The 20,613-nt window shown below is 44.8% G+C and carries 14 protein-coding genes; all 14 read right to left on the reverse strand.

The features are described from left to right. Positions 1–5: 5 nt before the first annotated feature. The 14 genes from KXD93_RS08310 to KXD93_RS08375 all read right to left on the reverse strand — a co-directional run bounded on the left by KXD93_RS08310 (position 6) and on the right by KXD93_RS08375 (position 20,297). Positions 6–1,766 (reverse strand): contractile injection system tape measure protein, encoded by a 1,761-nt coding sequence (locus KXD93_RS08310; RefSeq protein WP_258136540.1) that lies wholly within the window; start codon positions 1,764–1,766, stop codon positions 6–8. 34 nt (positions 1,767–1,800) lie between these two features. Beyond that, positions 1,801–5,121 (reverse strand): hypothetical protein, encoded by a 3,321-nt coding sequence (locus KXD93_RS08315; RefSeq protein ID WP_258136541.1) that lies wholly within the window; start codon positions 5,119–5,121, stop codon positions 1,801–1,803. 3 nt (positions 5,122–5,124) lie between these two features. After that, entirely contained in the window at positions 5,125–8,166 is a 3,042-nt protein-coding gene (locus KXD93_RS08320) for a baseplate wedge protein (RefSeq protein ID WP_258136542.1), read from the reverse strand. Further along, positions 8,163–11,930, reverse strand: a complete 3,768-nt coding sequence (locus KXD93_RS08325) for a baseplate J/gp47 family protein (RefSeq protein ID WP_258136543.1) — start codon at positions 11,928–11,930, stop codon at positions 8,163–8,165. The genes KXD93_RS08320 and KXD93_RS08325 overlap by 4 nt, the downstream gene beginning before the upstream one ends. Beyond that, positions 11,930–12,337 carry a GPW/gp25 family protein gene (locus KXD93_RS08330; protein ID WP_258136544.1) on the reverse strand — a complete coding sequence of 136 codons (408 nt, stop codon included), beginning with the start codon at positions 12,335–12,337 and terminating at the stop codon, positions 11,930–11,932. Before KXD93_RS08330 ends, KXD93_RS08325 begins: the two co-directional genes overlap by 1 nt. 1 nt (position 12,338) lies before the next feature. After that, positions 12,339–12,629, reverse strand: coding sequence for a PAAR domain-containing protein (locus tag KXD93_RS08335; RefSeq protein ID WP_258136546.1), 291 nt, complete (start codon positions 12,627–12,629; stop codon positions 12,339–12,341). A gap of 10 nt (positions 12,630–12,639) precedes the next feature. Further along, complete coding sequence (gene vgrG / locus KXD93_RS08340; protein ID WP_258136548.1) at positions 12,640–14,436, reverse strand: type VI secretion system tip protein VgrG; 1,797 nt, start codon at positions 14,434–14,436, stop codon at positions 12,640–12,642. A 3-nt stretch (positions 14,437–14,439) separates the two neighbouring features. Beyond that, positions 14,440–15,156, reverse strand: a complete 717-nt coding sequence (locus KXD93_RS08345) for a CIS tube protein (protein WP_258136550.1) — start codon at positions 15,154–15,156, stop codon at positions 14,440–14,442. Then, positions 15,156–15,317, reverse strand: coding sequence for a DUF5908 family protein (locus tag KXD93_RS08350; RefSeq protein WP_258136552.1), 162 nt, complete (start codon positions 15,315–15,317; stop codon positions 15,156–15,158). Before KXD93_RS08350 ends, KXD93_RS08345 begins: the two co-directional genes overlap by 1 nt. A gap of 169 nt (positions 15,318–15,486) precedes the next feature. Next, positions 15,487–16,014, reverse strand: a complete 528-nt coding sequence (locus tag KXD93_RS08355; RefSeq protein ID WP_258136554.1) for a phage tail protein — start codon at positions 16,012–16,014, stop codon at positions 15,487–15,489. Between the two features lie 2 nt (positions 16,015–16,016). Beyond that, entirely contained in the window at positions 16,017–16,448 is a 432-nt protein-coding gene (locus tag KXD93_RS08360; protein WP_258136556.1) for a phage tail protein, read from the reverse strand. A gap of 49 nt (positions 16,449–16,497) precedes the next feature. Then, complete coding sequence (locus tag KXD93_RS08365) at positions 16,498–18,513, reverse strand: phage tail sheath C-terminal domain-containing protein (RefSeq protein ID WP_258136557.1); 2,016 nt, start codon at positions 18,511–18,513, stop codon at positions 16,498–16,500. A gap of 12 nt (positions 18,514–18,525) precedes the next feature. Next, the gene (locus KXD93_RS08370) at positions 18,526–19,707 is read right to left on the reverse strand and encodes a hypothetical protein (protein ID WP_258136559.1); all 1,182 of its coding nucleotides are present in this window, start codon (positions 19,705–19,707) and stop codon (positions 18,526–18,528) included. Then, positions 19,704–20,297 carry a Pvc16 family protein gene (locus KXD93_RS08375; protein ID WP_258136560.1) on the reverse strand — a complete coding sequence of 198 codons (594 nt, stop codon included), beginning with the start codon at positions 20,295–20,297 and terminating at the stop codon, positions 19,704–19,706. Before KXD93_RS08375 ends, KXD93_RS08370 begins: the two co-directional genes overlap by 4 nt. Positions 20,298–20,613: the final 316 nt, after the last annotated feature.

Genomic DNA, 20,613 nt, shown 5'->3' on the forward strand with positions numbered 1-20,613 from the left:
TTTAATTAATACCAATCAACACTTAACAGTTCCTGCATCCAGGGCAAACGGATGGTTGAGAATCCCCACGGTAGTTTGCCCAATAAAATATCTATTGTTTTTTGTTCAACGGTTAATAGCCAGCCGCTATCCTTTAACTCTAAGTTGCCGTTGCGCTGTAAAAAAGCACCGCGAAACCCATCTATCGATGTGTTTTTTAACGGTTCCCAATGGCTTAATACGGATCGTAATAAATTAGCTGTTTCTGTCGCTTCCTGATCGGTTAGCTCTATGGATGATGGCAATGTATTTTCCATCGGTTGTCCGCATAAAATCTTTTGAAGTGTCAGGTCAAACTCTGCGGCTTCTGTTTCACCGGTTGCAATATAATGCAGCAATAGTACAGCCCTGGCCCGGGCATCGTCATTCTTAAATTTCCCACCGGTTAATAACTCCAGGCCCTCAAAAAATGACTTCAAAAAGGGATGAAGCATTACTATCCCACTATTATTTACACTTATTATATTTCCCTCGTTCGTGCCGTCTTTTTTTGTTACGGATACGCCTTTTTTTGCCTGATCTTTTGCTGAGTTTTTCGTTGCAGCAGCATCGCCCGGATTGCTGTCTTTTTTTAAGATGTTATAATCGTCCGGGTTGTTGTCTTTTGGTGATGGGATACTATCATCTATTTTTAAGCTGCTGTCGTTAGTATCAACAGTATCATCTGAAGCCGGCTCAGCCTGTTCGTTTTTTTTATGAAGAGAAGATCTGCTTTCAGCATCTGTATAACCCTCATCCATCCTTAGCTGCGCGATTAGATTTTTGAATGCCAGCCTTACAGCTTCAGTTTTAAGGCCCTCATTTATGCTGCTTTCTTTATCAGCATAAATATACCGGCTTTTAACACCCCAATAATTGAATAATGCCTTTAAGATCTCGAAGGCCGGGGCTTCTCCATCGGCCGCTAGCAAAACGCGGACGGCGGTTTTCCAGATCTGGTCGCGTGCAGCCAGCCTGCTAATGGCAAAATTGTAAGTATTTGTTTTTGATGAATTTTCGTTTGATGATTTTCCCTTCGATGGATCATCTTTTGATAGATTTTCTTTTAATGGTTCTTCGCCTACAGCATGTTTTTTATCATCACGCGCCGCAGTCTCCGGTCTATCTAAACCGCCAATTATAAATAAGTAATCTGCAAAAATAAGCTCCCACGAATCATCAAAAATCGGGGCCATTTTGAATAACAGCTCAGCAATAAACTTATTTGAAAATTGCTGAACCAGGCGGTCGATAATTACAGGTCGGTCCTGGTAATTGGTCTTTAGCCAGTTGAAAAAATGTTTGTATTCGGCTGTATTTAGATAAGTTAAGATTTCTTCCTCCCAGTCGACTTTTTTGCCTGCCTGGCTATACCAGGGCAGGTAGCCTTTTTCGAGGAAAAAGATCAGTGCGTTTTCTACTGATTGTGCTTTACTAAATATTGCTTCTTCACCTTTTGCCCCGCTTAAGCTTTCCTTTTTTGCAGCCAGGCTCTTTGTTAATGCGCTAATAAACTGCGTTTTAAATTCAGATTCAAAGTTTTGAAGTCTGATGTTGCCCAGGTCCAACTGCAACTTGTCAATCCGCACAACCTTGTCAATAGGGAATGCTGCGTCCAGGATGTCCTCCAGGTTATCCATTAATCCATTTTGAAGCAGCCTGCTTACCCTATCCTGCAAAGCATACGCCTCATCCTTTTTTAAAAGATGAAGCGTAACTTTTTGCTTATAAATAAGGTGCCTTGCCATCCGGATCTGTTTTAATCAGCCTGCAATCAATTCATTATTTTTTCTTCTTTTTGGTAAACAAACCCTCTATTCCCTTAATAAACCCGGTTTCACTTTCTTTAAATGTCGGTGCCAGTTGGATTCCGTTAGGGTTAACAATATAGCTGTGTGCAACAGGCAAATTAGCGCAATTACCATTTGAGGTAGTGAGTGTTACCTGGGTTTTAATTTGTTTGTCTTTTTCCGGGTCAAATATTATTTGCATATGCTGTACTGGCCCGGTTGCTTCCTTTACTGTAAACCCATCACCAAAGGTCCACTTATACGTAAATTTGGTATTCGGCTTTTCAACGCCAAACGCTGCATCAATGGTAAATGTGCGATCTGTGTTGGGGGTAACCTTTTCACTTTTGCCCGAAAAATCAAAGCGGTTGGGTGTTGGCAAAACGGTGACGGTAACCGGATCCGCATCTATTCCACCTGCGGTGTAAGCAATGGTATAGGTGCCGGCCCCTGCTGTTGCAGGGGTAAATGTGAGGCCTTTATCATCCAAACCAGCTACTTTTTTAAACGTACCCCCTGCTATAGATACAGTTATCTTTTCTGCATCGGTATCATTGTCACAAAAAGTTGTATTCATGGAAACAACAGGTTTTGGCGGCGGTGGGTTTTTGGGCTGTTCAAGTACATAAGCTACCGGCGGGCAATCAGAACAGCATAAATAAGGGATGTAGAAATCGGCTATAACCGCCCCGTCAGGAATTGTTTGCGCCTGCGATTGCTGTGCCTGCGCTCTTTCTCTTTCCAGCAGTACTAAAATTCTATCCTTTGTTTCGGCCAGTGTTTCTGTCTTACTGTTTAAATAGCTTCTTATAAGTTTAATAGTATCCTCTCCTGTTGCAGCCGGTGCGGCGGGAGCTGCGGCTTGTGCAGCCGCCACATTTTCCCTTGCCACAACCTCATCGGGGACTTCAAACGCCAGGCTGCCTGCTGCGGCAGGCGGCGTTGTGGCATTGGTTGCGGCTGAATGATAAACCAATACAAATGTCCCACCCTTTGGCACACCCGCCTTATGTTCAAGGCCGGGATGATTTTTATAATAGTTTAAAAAGTTAAGCTGCTGCTGGTATTTGGTTAGCCTGGCAGTATACTCCGTCTTCAAAATTGCAATCCGTTCTGCAATACAAATGGTTGTCAGCACGCCCATTTCATCAACTAACAGATCAAGCTCCGTATCTTCAACAAGGGTAACAAATTGTGCGTTTGCTCCACCCGTACTTGCGGGCGTTAAGGCCACGGTCAACTCTGTAAGAATGGTGAATGTAAGCACGGTATCGACAAGGTAGGTTTGGGCGATGGTATTAAAAGCAGCGATGTCCAATTGCGCCAGCGTGTTAGTTTGCAGGGCATACATCATCGTTTCCACAGAATCGATAAACTCGAAAAAATAATGATAGGCTGTGGTTGTCGGAACGCTTTGGTTAATCTGTACAGGGTTTGTAAATACGCCTGTGGAGCTCAGCGAATTCAAATAGGCTGATCCGATGGTGTCGGCAACTGCCGGGCAATATTGTCGCATAAAATCGCCTTTTTTATATGCGGCGGTGGCTGCTGTACCCGATGCATCTATGGCTTCAACGTTTACCTTAAATGCGGAGAATTTTAAAGCCACAGGTTTATCAGTTTCAAACAAACCTGTATCTGTCTTTTTCCGCGAATTGTAGGCAACTACCTTGTAAGGCAACTTGGAGATAAAACAAAAAACCAGGTGAATCTTGCAGGCGGCTTCGCCAATTATCAGTTTATAGTCGGTTTCAAGGTCGTTTATATTGCATTGGGGTAAGGTTGCGCCGGCTTTTAACTGATCAGCGGATACAGCTACCACATCAAATGGCAGGTTATACTGCTGCCGCTGATTCAGGATATTGGTTAAAACATTGTTATAATTCTGGCCGATAAAACCCTCTATCCTAAAAAAATTATTATACTCAATATCATACAACAATGGCTGGGTTACGGCAGTATTACTGTTGTACAGATTTGCGTTGTAACCAAGGTTAAAGGCAGCGCTGCCATGGCTGGTTTTATGATAATTCCAGTATTTATACAATTCGGCTCCGGCTGCGTTTACCTGGTAATAATAAGGGATGGCGCGTTCCGAAAGCCATGGGTATTCGTACTGGCTCGGGGTGATCTTTAAGGTGGCCTGTAATTGCAGCGCCTGCGATTGCACCGTAAATTTATTCGCCATTATCACCATGCGGTTAAACAATAGCATTGCTCCTGAAACGGCGTCCTCATTTTGTGAAAACAAGCCTGAATACATAAAGTAATCCCGATAGGCATCTTTTGTGAAAGGATCAGTATCATCAGAAGCCAGCCCTAAAATTAAATGCAGCGGAAACAGGTTTTCATCCGGGCAGCAGGTGTCGTTAATGTCTGACACCTTAACCGAAAATTCGTACCAGGCTTTTATCAGATCGTCAACAAAATCATAAAAATATTGAATGAACACCTGGTTTTGAGTAAGCACTGTATTCCTGTAGCTTTTTAAATTAGCCAGTAAATTGGCAAACGGATTAGTGGCAACGTTTACCAGGCCACCATATTTTTGAAAGGCGAAATTATAAGCATTACTTACCTGGGTTAAAGTTGTATCGTCAACAATATTGGCGAACGCGTTCAATACATCCGCTGTTGAATTAAGCGCCGCGTAAGGTACATTAAAGCGTTTCAGGCTGATTTGGTGCGGGATGTTCGCAGCCGGGGCAGTTGGCTTGTTGTTTGTCGAATCAGCCAATACTTCAGGCAGATCTTTTATGGCAACCAATAATGGCCTTATGGCAAAAGCCATGGTTGCGCCGCTGTTATTGCAATCCTGCATATTGCAGTTTTTCAGGTCGGTTTCCTTTGCTTCCAAAAACAGCGCAACCACGTAATCCTGCAAAAAGCTGGTGGCCGATGAAATGGTTACCGCCGTTAGCTGCTTGGCGCTTTCAAGCGCAGCATACTGATCGTCGGTAATCAGCTGCCAGATCTTTTTCGTCGCCCAAAACGGCGCATAAAAGGGCAATTTGGCGCCATGGTCAAACGGCAGGTCGCCGGGGATCTCAACCGGGCTATACGGAATATAATACGTATAGTTTGTTGCTTCCTGGGCAATCAGGTATCCCTGCGATGTTATTCCGCATCCCTTTGTTACCTCAATAACACCGGGGTTCAGCACAATATCCAAACCGCAAACAATGCCAATTCCAATTAGCTTGTTCCGTGTCCAGCGGTTTTGCTGGTCAAGGTAGTTAAAGGTTTCGTTAAGGTGCTCATTGGTAAGCACCTGGTCTGGTTCGTACACGATGTACTCAAATGGATTTGCCATATATCAATTTTTTAAAGATCCTAAAACTGTTTTGCCCAGCTGAACCGAGTTGGTATCCTTGCTCTCGACACAATCGTGCAGGGTAGCTACCGGGTATTCGCTATGCAGGGTGAATAATAATTGTAATAAAGTTTTATTTGCAGCCTCAAAAACGGGCAAGGTTGTTTTATCGGCAGAGTAATTAGCTAACGCGATGATCCATGCCTTGTAAGCATTTTCAAAGTTGTAAAGCATCACATCATTCACCCAGCATACCTTTACAATGGTATGGGCGGGCAGTTCCTGCCTGATGATGTTTTCGAAGTATGACCTGAATGCCATGCTCTGGAAATGAACAGGCCAGTAAGGCAACACCACCGAAATGCGGAATGAATAGGGGTCCTGCTCGCCGCAAAAATCGCAGTCGGCATCAAGGCAAACAGGCGCCATAGCAAACGTGTTATCGCGGGGGCGCAGCAATATATGCTCAATTAAGTGCATACCTTCTGCATCGCATTCGTTGTTGAATTCCTTTATAAATTGGGTCAGCGCTGTATTGGCGTCCGCCTGTGATGTAAAATTGTTGCTTATTGCCAGGTTATTGCCGCCATCGTCAACCACATAAATGTTCCAGTTGCTTCCGGTTTGTTTTATCACAAAGCTGCGCCCGGCCAGTACCAAATCCATAAAGGCGGGTAGTGAGCTGTTCAGATCATCCTGCGTAGCATAGCTGGCTACAGATTTCAATGTGTTGCCATTTCCATCGCCAAAAACAAATTGGAATTTGGCAGGCGTATCGCTCGTGGTAATTATAGTTGCGTTGCCGATGCAGTATAAAAACCTGCGGATAAAATTATTATAACCACCAAGACTGCTCAACTTCTTTTCAGCACCCGATACATTGTCGGTATCCCAAAGCTGTGTGGTATCAACAGTGAAATCGGCGTTCTGCGGAAAGTAATTGTATGCCCTGCCGCGCTGATAGCTGGTAGTAGGATAGTTATCCAAAAACTGGATCTTGTTGTTGATCAGGTCAACCGGGTTAATGCCGGTTTCCTGCTGTGTTGTATAATCCAGTGTGTACATCAGCAAAACGTATTCGTTAAACGACTCTGCAAAGCGGCTCATCAGGTGATCGAGGAAACGATTTCGCCTGTCTAAAAACGTTTCACGTTCCTCATACAAATTTTGCCAGCTGTTCACTGTGACATTTGCCGAATCCTGGTGCTGCATTACCAAATCATCAATGGTTTTTGCGCTGCTGTCCTGCTTGTAGATAGGCAGGATATCCTTTATGGTATTTAAAAATTGCGCGTAATAGGTTTGATCAGTGATCTCTGTTGAGAATAATTCTTTTGCGTTCTTTAACTGGGAGAAGAAATCGGCCAGCAACTGGTCATATAATAATAAATAGGCTTTCAATTGTTTCGCTTGCGCCAGTCGCTCATCAGTGGCATTTGGCGGCAAACCGGCCTCGCTGATGCCATAGGTTTGCGGGAAGAGGTCTTCCACCGATGTATAGCTATCCAGTTCGTAATAAGTACCAACCGGCACATCAATATCATAGGTATGGCCTAATAACTTATTACGTGCTTTAACCGCATTCATCCAGTTCAACCTGCTGCGCACGTCTGCCATAGACGGCAGATACGGGAACTGGTTTTTATAGAACAGGATCTTTGATTTGGTTTCGGCCAGCACAGGTTTACAGCCGGTTGTGATCGGCATGCACCATTTTTTCCCGGTTTCAGCAGGGATCGGATTATTGTCTGCATCGTATTTGGTCATCCTGAAATTACGGGCGGCCAATACGCCCTCAACATTCATGATCAGGCTGATAATGTCGGAGCCGTAGATCTCATCTCTGAGTTGTGTTTTTTCTAATTCAACGGTATCGATAAAGCCATGCTGCAAAACAGGGCCCTCAAAAATCTCGTCGGTAGTGTAGCCCTTCGCCTGCATGTCACTCAACTGGTAAAAGTTTATCGATGGATCGAAGTATTCCTCGATCGCGAAAAATACCTGCGCCTGCACTTCCTCCATGTCCGCCGAAGGCGCAACATCAATGTCACAGCAAATCGCAATTTCCTCGTCCTTAATGGTATTAACTGTTACAAAATCCTCGCACAGGTTGCGGTTTTTATTTAGGGTGAGGATTGCCGTCTTAACTATGTTGTTCGCTTTTTGGATTTTTAAAATGTAAAGGTTGATGACCTGCAATGCAAAAGCGGTATCGAAAAATCCCTGGATCTCTGCAGCTCCAACAGTTTGGCCTGATGGCTGCAGGTTAACGCTTACTATCCCATTAAGGGTTTTAGCGTGGCTTATCCCCCCGGATTTATAGGAGAAATTTACTTTAATGTTGATACCAGCGCCTGCCGGGAAAGTTGTACTTACAGCAGTTATTGATTTTGGGTCGGCTGTTAACAATGCCGCGACAGTAGCATCATTCCAAACAGGGAAAATCACCGTAAGGCTAACTGTTCCTGCTTTAAATGCGCCGAATGCCGGGTTTAAGATTTGTAGTTCACCATTATTCAGATCGCCAAATTGCTCGTCGTTTTCCAGGTCGAGCAATACATTGTATAAGCCAGACAAAAAGATAGGGTGAGGGGTAACATCATAAGTCAGCGCATCGGCTTTGCAATCTGCATAAATGGCAACCTCACCGGCAGGTACTTTTTTATTGTTTATGGTAAAGAAGTCATTGAACATAAACCATGCATTGTGTACCCCTACAATATCTATCAGCAATTTACGGTAATCATCCACGTTTAATGGCGATTGGGTGAGGATATTCTTTGCAGTAAATAAGGTTTGTGATGGTGCTATGGTGCCGTCTGCTTGCGTCAACAGATCCTGCATGGGCAGGTCGGTGCGATAACCCAGCTCGGTAATTGCGTAGCACAAGGCTTCCATAATGGTGATGCCTGGGTCGTGCTCGTTATAATCGGTCCACCGTGTGCTCCCTAATTTTTCAATATACTTTAACCCTGCTTCGCGGAGAAAAGCATAGTCCTGGTCATGCGAGAGGACAGGGGCTTTTGATATGGTTAAATCTGTCATATACAATCACATTTAGCAGGTGTACTAATCAGGTGTTTTACTTTGGTGGTTTCGTCGTAATACGATACCAATATCGACCGTGCAGTGCTCGGAACGGCTTCCTCAATATCGGGGAAGTATTGCACAACCGTTTCGCCGTCACGAACAAACTGATTCATCTTGAAGCAGGTTACAAAATCAACATAATATCTTTCCTCAATAAAATTGAGTACTACCGATTTTTGAATGGTGGTGTTAAAGCTGATGGCCTGTGGGTTGCCGAAAGCCCATGGCGTTAAAAACTGTTCTATATCGTCGTTCAGTTGATTGGAGAAAAACGTAGGGTCATAATTCTCTCTAAATGTTACCGCAAAATCAAACTGCACTTCCTCAAACTGCGGGTTGCAAACATTCAACCTTACAAACGGCGATGTCAATGTTTTCAGGTAAGCCTGGATCTCGGTCAGCAAGCCAATGCTGGTATATGGCCGCAAAATATTGGCGGTATTAAGGTGCGTCAGATCGGGAATGGTAATTACCATCGCCTGGCCGGCCAATGTTTCAGAATACCTTGGCTGGTTGGTCTTTTCGTCCAGTATAAACCCGGTATGGTTGAGGCATTTTGCTTTAAAGATCTGCGGGAAATATTGCAGCGTTAAGCGCTCATAATCCCACGCAGTAATAGCACGGTGCTTGTGGCGCAGGCGTTCGCTCACCCTCACATAAAACTGGTCATCTGTTTCGGCTACCCTGCCTCCGAATGAGCTGTATGGCTGCTGCGTTTGCTTCAATGCTCCATCGGGAATAGCGGGTTTACTGATGGTATTTGGCGGCAGCACATTTGTAAATGCTATACCCTTCGCTATATCCTGCACAAACTGCGCCCTGGTGGCATTGGTATCAACTGCAATTAATTTGCATACGGCATCGGTATCATGTGCAACAACTGCCTTTATCCAGATCAAATTACTATCAACACGTGTATTGTTAAGCGTTGCCTGCCCGGGAACATTAAAAATCACCAGGCCCGATGTGGTTAAATTATTCGTTTGATCCGTTACCGATTGCTTATCAAACAGGATCCAGTTGTTGGCGCTTAAATAATACCAGTCAACTTCAGTCATATTCTTTAAAGGATTTGCGCTGCCGTCAGATACCTCGAACAAAACCGAAAATGTTTCATCGGGCAGGGCATTGGCTAATCCGATCCACAGCTCGCCGCCGTTGTCACTTGCATTGTTATCATCCAGGTTGAAAACCGGTAAAAAGGTAAGCGGTGCATCGGTGGTAATAGCCGGATGCATTTCGCGATAGCCAAACGGCTCAACATGGTAATAGTAACTGCTGCGGTCATTAAAATCGTTAAATAATAAATTATCCTCGGCAGTATAGCTGATGCTGATAGATTTTATAGCCGGCGGCGCTGCAATCGGTGTGGTTACTTTGTTTACCTGGTAACCGGTTACATTAGGGGGCGTTGCGCCATCGGTAAGCACAGTTACCGATGGCTGGGGGATGCTGTTGATAAAAGTACTCAGATTATAATCGGTATTGTTCAGCGTCAGTTCTATGTAGCCATCAACAGATGTTATTGCATAGCCACCGTTCGCGGTAAAATCGGGTTGCGATTGTACAACATTCTCCAGGCCGGTTGTGGTAACGGCAGGCAGGCCTATTAAATAATAAGTATCGCCGGTTATTTCTGTAAGTGTTGCAGATCCAAACCCTTTTTCCTTTGCACTGATTCCTCCCTTTTCAAATGTTATATAATCTTCAAGTGTTTCAACTTCAAATTTGGGGGTCAGTTTAAGCATCTTGTCAAACTTTACCTGTCCGCTTTTTTGTGCCGCTGTAACAGCTGAGACCTTTTGCGTAGCCGGAGTTATGGTAATGCTCGAGGCATATAAGCTCACGCTACTGCTGTTTACAGGCTTCCAAACGCCTTTTACCAGCGATGATATTTGGGTTGTAATGTTGCTATGTGGTTCCTGCTGCCAATCAAGGTTGATGGTTAGGCTGGTCAGATCCTTTTGAAAAATCTCCTTGCTGCCGATGATAAACGACGCACCAGAGTCCGGGAAATCGCCAAAAACCTTAAACGGTTTCGAGGCGTCTATCTTACCGTCGTCATTTTGAAGCGCCAGGTTTTTAGCCGCGTTTACAGTTGCTGTTACGCCTATTGTTTTTATCCGCAGGTTTTTAATTATTTGGTACGATATCGAGCTATCCAGCGTTAACCTAACCATCGGCAGCGCGGCTGTAAAATTGCCGGTATGCAGTTTCGCATTAAAGGGCACTATTGCCGGGGCATCTCCCTCAAGGGTTATGGTTAACGAGAATGAGGTGCTGTCGATTACTTTTGGGGTGTAACCTGTTGCGGTATACCATCCCTTTAACCCGGTAAGCTCAACAGTGAAAATATCCGACAGGCTTGCCTGCGTAACGCCGGTTAAATTATTGCAGTTAAAGGTTAGTGTTACTGTTCTGGTCCCCTCGTTAAGGTATAACACTTTTGATGCTATGGCAAAGCCTAAGCCCGCATGCGTTATGTTTTGCTGAGGACCGCCAAAGGGGAACCAGGATCCATCGGCACTTAGCAATTTTGCGCCCTGCCCATCCTGCGAATTTGCAACCGGAGCGGCAAAAAGGGTAGCCGGGTTCATTCCCTTATTTAGGTAGAGCGCTTTTAGTTCCTGCACACTTGCCGTTTGCAGTACAACGTCATTAGTTGTCGCATAGAAAAGGTCGTTTTTGTTGGCGTCTTTGCCAGCTTTAAATTCAGTACCCGCCGGGATTAAATGTTGGTTGATGTTTTTTTGAAGCGAGAAAACCAGGTGTACAAAATCAGCTTCAGCAGCATTATTGGTCAGCGCTAAAACATCCTTATAATAAAAATCGAGGTTGCGTTTGGTGTATTGATTTAGGTGCTCCTGCGCAAATGCGAAAAGCTTTAAAAAAGCAAGGTATAGGGCATAATGCGGTGTATGTGATGGATATGTATCCAGCATGTTTGCCAAAAATCCGGGCGTGCGGCTGATGATGTTGGTTACCCCATCGATAAAGGCCTGGTAAATACCCGAGAATAAATTGTGTGTTAAAATATGGTTGATATCATCACGCAATACACCGCTCATCAGGATGTTATTGGTAACGAAGGTAGTGTCGATGTTAAACGGCGCAGTTAATGCCGGGATGTTGAAGTTTTGCGATAAAACCAGGTCGTCAACCGGCGTTCCGTTATAGGTGAATGTTGATGTTTCGTCAATCAGCGAATCAGGCAGGTTGTTTTTAAACTGGTCGTAGTAATACAGCAACCCATTCAAAGGTGTGGATAAGCTTGATGCGATGGACACCGACAAAAACTCACCATATTCTGAGCCATCAGGCAGTTGATGATAAGCCTTGTCCAACGCTGTAGCCAACGAAAAGACAAAATCAAACAAAACCTTAAAATAGCTTTTTGCATCGGCATCTGTTGTTGCGTTGATGGCGCTGTCGGTTATGGTTTTTATAAATAGTGCATAGTCCTGCGTTTTCCAATCGGCAAGGCCGGCAATTATTACCGCGCTGTCGTTACCCATTAAGGCCTGCCAGTCGCCTGCAATGGTATTTGTTAGGTCGTAGAAGTTTAAATAGGCGCCATATTTTTTTGTAAAGAGGATCAGATCAGCCGTGGTGCGCTCATCCACCTTTGGGCAATTTGCCAATAGGGCATCCAGCGACCGTTGCGCCTGGCTGGTGCCGTTATATGAGAGTAAGCCGGTGTCTAAACAATTTTTTGCCATTACTGTATTTCTGTTCCTTCGTTTTTATAGAAGGGGTATACAAAATTGAACCTTGAATTTGTTGTGCGGACGGTATAGTCGAGCACGATGGCGATGACGCCCTCGGTTTCCCTGCTATCATCAATTTTAACCGAGTTAAGATCTATCCGCGATTCGTAAAAAAGTATCGCTGTCCTGATCATCTCGCTGATGTATGTTTTAAACGTGGTGGTGATGGGCTCAAACAGCATCTCATCCAGGTTGCAGCCATAATCGGGCAGCATGATCCTTTCGCCCTTGCGGGTTGCCAGCAGGATTTGCAGGCTTAGCTGTATATCTGCTTCATCGCTGGTCATTACCAGGTTATTTGAAAAATTATCAAACGTTGGCGGGAAGCTCCAGCCCGTTCCTAAAAATGAATTTGCCATATTAACCTCCTATAATTACAGTTGGGCACCCTATTATTATTGAACCTCCGTGTGCCGTGGTATCGCCCATGCGGGCTGCGGGTTTCCCGCTTATTAAAACTGTTGCCGAGCCCATCGCTATTACATCCGGTGGGCCGGCGCATGTACACATATCGCCAACGCAAGCTGCGGGTAAACCGCCAATCAGTACCGTTGCACTGCCCGGCGGTAAAACCGGCCCGCCAACGTGGGGCACAGGCCCGGTAAACATCGGGCACACATGCATATCCGAAACGCGTGCTGCAAATGGCATCTTTTTATCTTTAATTTATCATTACAACTCCACCCTTTAGGGTTGCCGTGCCTGAGCCCTCAACCTTTACCGATGGTGCGGATATAGAAGCACTCCCGCTCCCGGCATTTATTGACGCCCCGCCCGCGCTTACTGCAAAGCTTGACGATGGACTTATTGAAACATTGGCCGCCGAGATGGTCAGATCGCCGGTTGCTGTTAGTTTGATATCGCCGGCGCTTGTCATGCTTATCGCTGATGAATCCATCGAAAAAGAATTGCCGTTCTCGTCCTCCATCTTCATCACGCCATCCTGCTCGCTTATCGTTATTTTCTTGCCTGCGGGCGTTTCAATCTTTAGCGATTTTTCATCATCATTAAAAATCATCTTCATCCCGCTGCGCGATGTGTAGCCTTTTTCGTTGTTTTGGTTTGAACCTTGCAGGGGTGCAGGTTTTGCGCTGCTGTTCAACATGCCCAGCACTACAGGGTGGCGCGGATCGTTGTTTAAAAAGCCGAGTATTACCTCATCGCCAACTTCCGGACGGAAGAACATTCCGCGTTTATTTCCGGCATCAAGGGCTGCTATCCGGCACCATACCCCGTCCTCATTGGCATCGATGATCGGAAGCCTTACCCTGATGCGGTCCTGGCTGTCAGGATCGTTTTCTAAATTCGTAACTACACCGATTTGCAGACCTTGTATAGCGGGCAACATATCAACCGCAGATGACGAGCTAACTTCTGGCTGGCTTGCAAACAACTCATTAGTGAGGCCAAACTGCACATCGGTATTCCAGTTGCCGTTTACGATATCGTGCCTAACTCCCGAAACAAATACGGCCCCATTAAACCTATCGCCCACGCCACCAATATTTATCAAATCGCCGGGATTGAGCTGGCCGCCGTAGCCCCTGAACTTTACCCTGCCGCGGCAGCGTGACATTCTTGCCTTTAACAAACGTGAATCAGCCAGGCTTTGCAGCTCATCTGTGGTAATGTCTTCACCCGAAAGCACATCGTATTCCGCAATTCCAAGCACGCTGCCCAGGTCGCTGCTGGAAAAGTTTCCGTTTTCCTGGAAACCGGGTTCAGCAGCGTTTGCTGTGGTGATTGCCTGGTTGGCATAGTCCCATGTTTTGGCTACTATGCTTTGGTATTGATTGCGGGCGTCCAAGTCAGCGTCAAACTCCAGCATGGTTGCTCCGTAAACGGTGTCCAAAACCGGTGTTGTTGTAAAGTCGGGCTTTTTTGCGCTGATCTTTCCATTGTCCACTACACACAGCTTGCCATTAGCTTCCATGCGCGATACAATAAAGTCCCAATCGGTACTGTCGTATTGCACAATTGATTCCAACTTAACAGTGGTATCTTCAATGTCGCTTTCTAACCCATAAGTTCCGATAATTTCCGTGGCGGCATCGCTGTCTGTCGAGTCGTAGAAATATTTATTCTTGCGTGCTACGGTCATTTTTACAGCAAGGTCGCGGCAGTCAAGGATCAATACCGGCGAACCGTTATTTCTTATCTTCAAACTATGCCTTAAAATTACCCCGTTAAAAAGTGTTGCCTCATCCGAATGATAGCCAACGGCAATTTCAATGGTAGCACCGGGTACCAAAGTGGCCTCGTTACTTACGGGGAAGTCCTGCTTTGCCGGGTCGCCGTCATAGATCACCAGCTTTGCTACCGGGATGCGGTTAATCTCCTTGCTAAAAGTCATTGACACTACCTGGTAGGTGGTACCAAGCGCGGTGCCATTCACTTTTATGGTGAATGTAACCAGGTCGGTATTTTGTGGTCCGGGTAATGTTTGACTTAGTGACATGGGTTACTTTGCGATAGGGGGTAAAATGATCTTTGTTCCTGCTGTTAACTTTTTAAAATCGGTAAGGCCGTTAAATTTGGCAACCTGGTAATAGTATTTACTGTCGCCATACTCCCTGAAACACATCAGTGGCAGTGTATCGCCCTCAATTGCAGTTCGTACATGCGTCAGATCGGGCGATTGCCGGTTTTCAATGGCGGCCAGCTTTGTTTCGTCAATCACCCCCTGGAAGGTGCAATCGGCCTCGGCGCGCAACGGCGTGCCGTCCGGATTGAACAATTTGAAGGTAATGGTAAGGTTGGTTGCCTGGCAATTGTAAAGCAACGGCCCCCATTGCAGCTGCACAAAACGCGGCTGGTGGGTATCGCTGGCATACTGGTAAACAACGGATTTAAAATTCTCAAAATCCTGCATCACATCCGGTTTATCGACCGGCAATCCCGGCACCGCCAAGCCAGACAATAGCCCGCCTCCGCCTCTTTTTATCACGCCCGTTCCGTCGAACAAAAACTTGAACGTGAGCGATTGCGGTGACCTTTTGTTGAACGACGTAATACTTTCACTCGATCCCTGCGCGCTCTTCGGGTTGGTTTCTGAAGCATAGGTTAACGCGTACGATTCCGGGTTAATCAACACTTCATACTCATCGCCTGATGGGGTGTTAAAGCCGATATCGTCATACGCTACCAGCTTCATCTTTAATAATTGTCCGGAACTCATTAGCGTTCAGTTTTTTCTTTTAAAATCTCCAGCACCTGCTCCACACATTTGGCCACAATATCATCCGAATTGCCGGGTGAGCCGGCGGAGCCGGATGAGGACTTACCGCCAGAATCCTGCACCGTTGTGATGATCTGTAATTCTCGAATTTCAACTGGCATGATTGTAGATTTTAATTGGTTATCAACTGGCCTCACCTAAATCCTCTCCAAAGGAGAGGACTTGAACTTCGCGCTTCTCAGAACCCTCTCCTTTGGAGAGGGCAGGGTGAGGCGGTTAAGTCTGTGGTAAGAATTAATTATTGCCTTTATATTATTCTATCCTATGTGCTTAGGCTACCGAAATGCTCGCGCTGGCGGTTGCGCCGCCACCCAGCAAACCGGCAACTGCCCCAATGGCAGCTGATGCGGCGGCTGAAAGGTTGAGCGTTTTATAATACTCGTAGCGCAAGGTCATCGATTCAATAACGATTTGATTTTGCATGGCATCCAAACCCGAGATCTCGTACTTTATAGGAATGGCATTCGTGATGTACCATGACGATACAGGCAAATGGTCTTCATTTAAAAGTGATATCAGCATATTAGTTGGCTGATAGTTGAAGTTCTCGATACAGTCCAAACACCAGGCAGTAACCCCTGATACCAGCGTCATTCCGCGTTTCAATACCAGGTCCGAATAGGTGTTCCGTCCGGGCAGGCGGTGAACAAAACGGTTCTCGCCGCCTTCTTTATAGGTATCCAAATCCACGTTTACGCTCAGGCCTGTAACATCCTGGAAACGGAAGTCGTTGGGCACCTGTGGAAATATTTCAAAAACCACCAGGAAATGGAAGCCGGTAAAAGGGTAATCAAACATCGTTAGTCGTTTTGTATGGTTAAGCCTTCGTGTGCAAGTTCAAGCGTTTCAATTGCAACCTCGTTGCCATCTGCTTTAAGATCGGTCGAAGTGATTTTTGTTGGCCATGCATTTTTAATCTTCCATACAATAACCGGAGCCAGCGATTCGTCAAGGAGGCTTATGGTGATGTCCCGGCGTTCAACGGTGTTCATATTGATGGTATTAAACCAGGTATAATATTCATTATCCGATTTAAAAATGCCGCGCTTAAGCGTAATGTTGCTGAACTTGCGTTGCCCGGGCATTTTTATTTTGTGATACTCGGGGCTGGCGCCATCGCGGTATTCTATTATATCATTGGTGATATCAAGTCCGCTTACATCAGTGAAGCCTATGCGCGTACCGCTCCAGTCAACACTAAAATGAAATTTGGGAAGTGGGTAATTAGCCATAATATTTTCTTCTTAAAATGAAATTCTATAATTTAAAAAACTCAATTGGTTAAGCTTGTTGCTGGATCTGTGAGAAACGCAGGATGATAAATTCAGCCGGGCGAACAGGTGCCAGGCCAACCTCGATGATCATTTTACCGTTAAGGATATCATCGAAGATCATGGTTTGGCCCAATCCTACCTTTACATAAAATGATTGCTCAGGTTTTGAACCGGCCAGTGCACCAAGGCGCCATAAATTGGTCAGGTAGTTTTCTATCATCGCGCGAATCCTTACCCAGGTGTTACCATCATTGGGCTCAAATACAAATTGCATCGAAGCCATTTTTACTGACTCTTCAACATTGATTAAAAAGCGGCGTACAGATATGTATCTGAAGTCGTTGCTGTTTCCGTCAAGGGTACGTGCGCCCCAAACCAGGATCCCCTTACCTGTAAAGGCACGGATGGCGTTGATCGACTTGCCCGACATAGCGTCGATGTTTAATCCGCCTTGCGTAGGATCATCAATATTATAGGTAAGTGCGGTAACGCCGGTTAGGCTAACATTTGCCGGGGCCTTCCAAACACCGCGGGTAGCATCGACACTGGCGTAAACACCGGCAATGGCGCCGCTTGGCGGTAAGGTTGTGGCAGCATTTTTTACAACGTTTACAATTTGTTTGTAAACAGGATGAGTTTGCAACAGGTTTTGCTCGTAGTTTGCCTGGTAAGTTCCTAGTAAACTAAGTATTTGTGCTACTCCCTTGTTTAGTTGATTAAACAGCGTTGTAAACGTCGGCACGGCATGCAATCTTTTTGATGGCAGGTTTGCACCAACATATATACTAGCATCCGGAGCCGAAGCTGCGGTAAATATATGGCCCCAGGTTGCATCTGTAAATGATGTGATAACAGTGTGATGGGCTGTATAGTATGCGCCTGCAGTAAACAAAGTATCTGCAGCTTCATCATAATGCAGCACTTTTGTCATTGTTGCAATCAGCGAGCTGGTGATGATATTCAGAATATCCTGTTTTAAACCTGCACCTGCAGAATCTCCTAATACCCTGTTTGCTCCTGCGGCTGCTGCCCAGGTATCCACAACTTTTGCAATGGTATAAAGGAATGTTACCAACGCTTCAAACTTTGGCTCGTCATCGGTAGGTGGAGTAACTGTTGAATCGAATGAGGTTTGATATTCATTCACCAAGAACTGCCATTGCTCTGCAAGATCGAGGTTGTGGCCTGTAAATAAAGCTTTCACCGTATTCTGAACAGTTGTTGTGTCAAGTATCAGGTTATTCATGCTCGTAATTAAATTTTGAGCATCGGTTGAGCTTGTAAAGTTTTTCAGGTCGATAGGACTGCCTGCCTGGAAGATCTTATTTTGCAGATTGCCGTATACTACAGATAAACCCAGGTTTGTTTTCAGGTACGGAGCATATGCTGCGCCATAGTTCAGGTTTTCAACGCCCGTGCTGTTCCTGAAATCGGTTGCACCATTTGGCCAGCTTGCCGGTTCTAAAAGGTCCAAAATACTAAACCTGTCCTGCAGATCACCGCATTGTTTTAATGCATAATTCTGTACAGTGTACAAATCAGCACCCAGCAGCACAGCATCAGGGAAAAGGAGTAGCGTAGGCTCGTCATATTTCCGCAATGCATCCAGCCCGTTTTCAAAATCAGTTTTGTCATATGAAGGCGGATTCGGTGCCGTTGGAAACTCACCTATCGATACGATGTAACAGGTACTTCCGCCGTTCAGGAAAAACATCCTGATACTGTCGTACATGTAATAGGTGGCATTTCTTTTAACACCGGTAACAATGTTGTTCAAATCAATGTCAACCTCGGTTATGCCCGGGTCAGGGCCGTTGCCAAAATACTGCTGATACTCAACCATTGATGACAGCCTTGTTGGTACAAGGTTCAAATCACCAGGCTGAAGGTTATCGGCCTTAGCGGTATAACCTACAAATGCCGGGATGGCTGTAGCCACCTGTGCAATGGATGGCGGAAACGAGGGGATTTCGGTTACATAAACCCCTGGTGTCGCAATTGTGCTTTCATTTATCTGTGACATATTTTTTGGTTTTTAATAATTTATATAGATTTCTGAACATGCATAGGTGTCTGTCCCCAGCGTTAACGACGTAAGCCGCTGCGGATCGGCGGAGGGAATGGGTGTGAAATGATGACCGTTTACAGTTATCTTAAACTTCAGCAGGTTATCGATTAACAAACTGTCGGTTAATGGTATCGGTGCATTTGATGTAATGTCGTTTGATGCGGTTGTGAAATTGTAAACACCCTGCATGTCGGTTATACTGCCTGTTTTGGTAGGCGGCAGTACATATTTCCAAACAGTTGCCCTGTTTAAAAAATAGATGGAATAATTGGGCGACAATAACGCACCTGTAACATTGTCAACAAGGTTGCATGATGCGGGCTTGGCCTCATTGAAAATATCAATTACCCCGAATGGCCTGTTGGTACTCAATTCATCATTTAAATAGATCCATTCCTGTACGCCGTTTACAACCAGAGAGTATTTTCCATTTGGTAATGATGGCAGCTTTAAGGTAAAGGAAGATGTCGGGGTAGTAAAACTAAGCGCATTTGCAAAAACAAGAGAGGTATAGTCATTCATCACCTTGTTATAGCCAAAAACCGAAATTGAGGCAAATGATTGCGGCGTTAAAAAATTGTACGTTGATAATGCTGCGCGATATTGTAAAACATCATTATCAGTAGCGTATGAAAAGGTATCAACCGGACGCCAAAAATTCAATTCGGTTAAGGCGTGTTTATTGGCGTTGTTATTTGAGCGGATTGCCCTGTAAACTTTATTTGTATTGTCCTTTGCCAGGTTGCCGGGGACGTATGGAAGTGTTTTGTCATAAGCGGCTATCGGCACCGACAGGTATTGCTTTGCATTGGGCACATCCTTGTTATTGTTGCGATTAGTGAAATAATAGATCTTCTCTGAATTATAACCGGCGGGCAGATTTGTATAATTAGCAAACAACGGGTTGTTCAGCCACAGGTAAAAAGTCATACGCATCCCGCTCTCAACAGGCATAAATGGAATGCCGGCCTTTGACTGGATACCTGCGTATAGTTTGTTCTGATGTTGTTTTACAATTGCCTTGTGCCCTTTTATCACAGAGAGCGTCGGGGTTGATGGTGTGATGCTGAAATCGGGGCACAGCGTATCGGTAAAATACTTGTGTAGTAATTCAATAGTAAACAGGCCTTCAAATTTTATGTCTATCATATCGTAAGGCTTTTATCGTTAACAACTATCTCATGTATTAATGAAGCATCGCCCTGTACAAAATCCTCGCTGATCTTGATCAACCTTAATTTGTACATCACCGATGGCAGGTATTTAGAACCCAGGATACCCCACAAATTGTTCATGTCCTGGAAGCTCAGGGTACTCAAGTCAAGAATCAGTTTGTCAATACCATCGGGCAATCCCGGTGAGTTAAGCGTTGTAAAGACGTTTTTGTATTGAAAAAACTGGATAATGAGCGAGATCCTTTTTAATGACTCGGAATACGATGACAAGTTTACCGAGAACAGTACATACAGGTTTAAAAAGATCTGCGGGTTTTGGTAAACTATATTATTGTTATTCAGGCGGCTAAACCCATCCGGCGATTTGCTGATCCTGTCCTCCTCAATATTTACCAATGTTATAAAGGCGCTTGATGTAGTGTCTGTTTTGGAGGTGGAATTATCAGTATCATTCCAGGCAATATTGGCCAGCTGGATAAAAGGGGCGCCATGCGTTGGGTCGAGTTTGGCCCGCAGGTAGCTATCCAATTGTGTATTTAAAAAATTTAAAGCCAGGTCTATCATTAAAGTATAATTTATGAGCAGTAAATTGTAAACTAATTTTAGGGGCTTAGTAATTGGCAGATGTCAACATACCAGGGTTGTATGTTTTCGTTGAGTAAAATTAAGCGGGATGTTATGGAATGTAAAGCGTAGAATTACTGAAATACCGTAAAACGCTCACGTAGTTTTACGCAATATAATATACTGATAAACAACAATTTACGAGTTAATTTAAAAATTATATTTTGGAGAAAAAAACTTGTGCTTATTAGTTTTGCGCACTGTGGTTTTGATATGGCTTCACTTTCTCAATTTCCATTAAAATGTTTTTGCTAAC

The organism is Mucilaginibacter phenanthrenivorans, from assembly GCF_024721155.1.
Lineage (GTDB): Bacteria > Bacteroidota > Bacteroidia > Sphingobacteriales > Sphingobacteriaceae > Mucilaginibacter > Mucilaginibacter phenanthrenivorans.

What these genes read in the sequence shown, in the direction of transcription:
- KXD93_RS08310 (WP_258136540.1), bottom strand. Translation starts at nt 1,766, where the DNA reads ATGGCAAGGCACCTTATTTATAAGCAAAAAGTTACGCTTCATCTTTTA.
- KXD93_RS08315 (WP_258136541.1), bottom strand. Translation starts at nt 5,121, where the DNA reads ATGGCAAATCCATTTGAGTACATCGTGTACGAACCAGACCAGGTGCTT.
- KXD93_RS08320 (WP_258136542.1), bottom strand. Translation starts at nt 8,166, where the DNA reads ATGACAGATTTAACCATATCAAAAGCCCCTGTCCTCTCGCATGACCAG.
- KXD93_RS08325 (WP_258136543.1), bottom strand. Translation starts at nt 11,930, where the DNA reads ATGGCAAAAAATTGTTTAGACACCGGCTTACTCTCATATAACGGCACC.
- KXD93_RS08330 (WP_258136544.1), bottom strand. Translation starts at nt 12,337, where the DNA reads ATGGCAAATTCATTTTTAGGAACGGGCTGGAGCTTCCCGCCAACGTTT.
- KXD93_RS08335 (WP_258136546.1), bottom strand. Translation starts at nt 12,629, where the DNA reads ATGCCATTTGCAGCACGCGTTTCGGATATGCATGTGTGCCCGATGTTT.
- vgrG (WP_258136548.1), bottom strand. Translation starts at nt 14,436, where the DNA reads ATGTCACTAAGTCAAACATTACCCGGACCACAAAATACCGACCTGGTT.
- KXD93_RS08345 (WP_258136550.1), bottom strand. Translation starts at nt 15,156, where the DNA reads ATGAGTTCCGGACAATTATTAAAGATGAAGCTGGTAGCGTATGACGAT.
- KXD93_RS08350 (WP_258136552.1), bottom strand. Translation starts at nt 15,317, where the DNA reads ATGCCAGTTGAAATTCGAGAATTACAGATCATCACAACGGTGCAGGAT.
- KXD93_RS08355 (WP_258136554.1), bottom strand. Translation starts at nt 16,014, where the DNA reads ATGTTTGATTACCCTTTTACCGGCTTCCATTTCCTGGTGGTTTTTGAA.
- KXD93_RS08360 (WP_258136556.1), bottom strand. Translation starts at nt 16,448, where the DNA reads ATGGCTAATTACCCACTTCCCAAATTTCATTTTAGTGTTGACTGGAGC.
- KXD93_RS08365 (WP_258136557.1), bottom strand. Translation starts at nt 18,513, where the DNA reads ATGTCACAGATAAATGAAAGCACAATTGCGACACCAGGGGTTTATGTA.
- KXD93_RS08370 (WP_258136559.1), bottom strand. Translation starts at nt 19,707, where the DNA reads ATGATAGACATAAAATTTGAAGGCCTGTTTACTATTGAATTACTACAC.
- KXD93_RS08375 (WP_258136560.1), bottom strand. Translation starts at nt 20,297, where the DNA reads ATGATAGACCTGGCTTTAAATTTTTTAAATACACAATTGGATAGCTAC.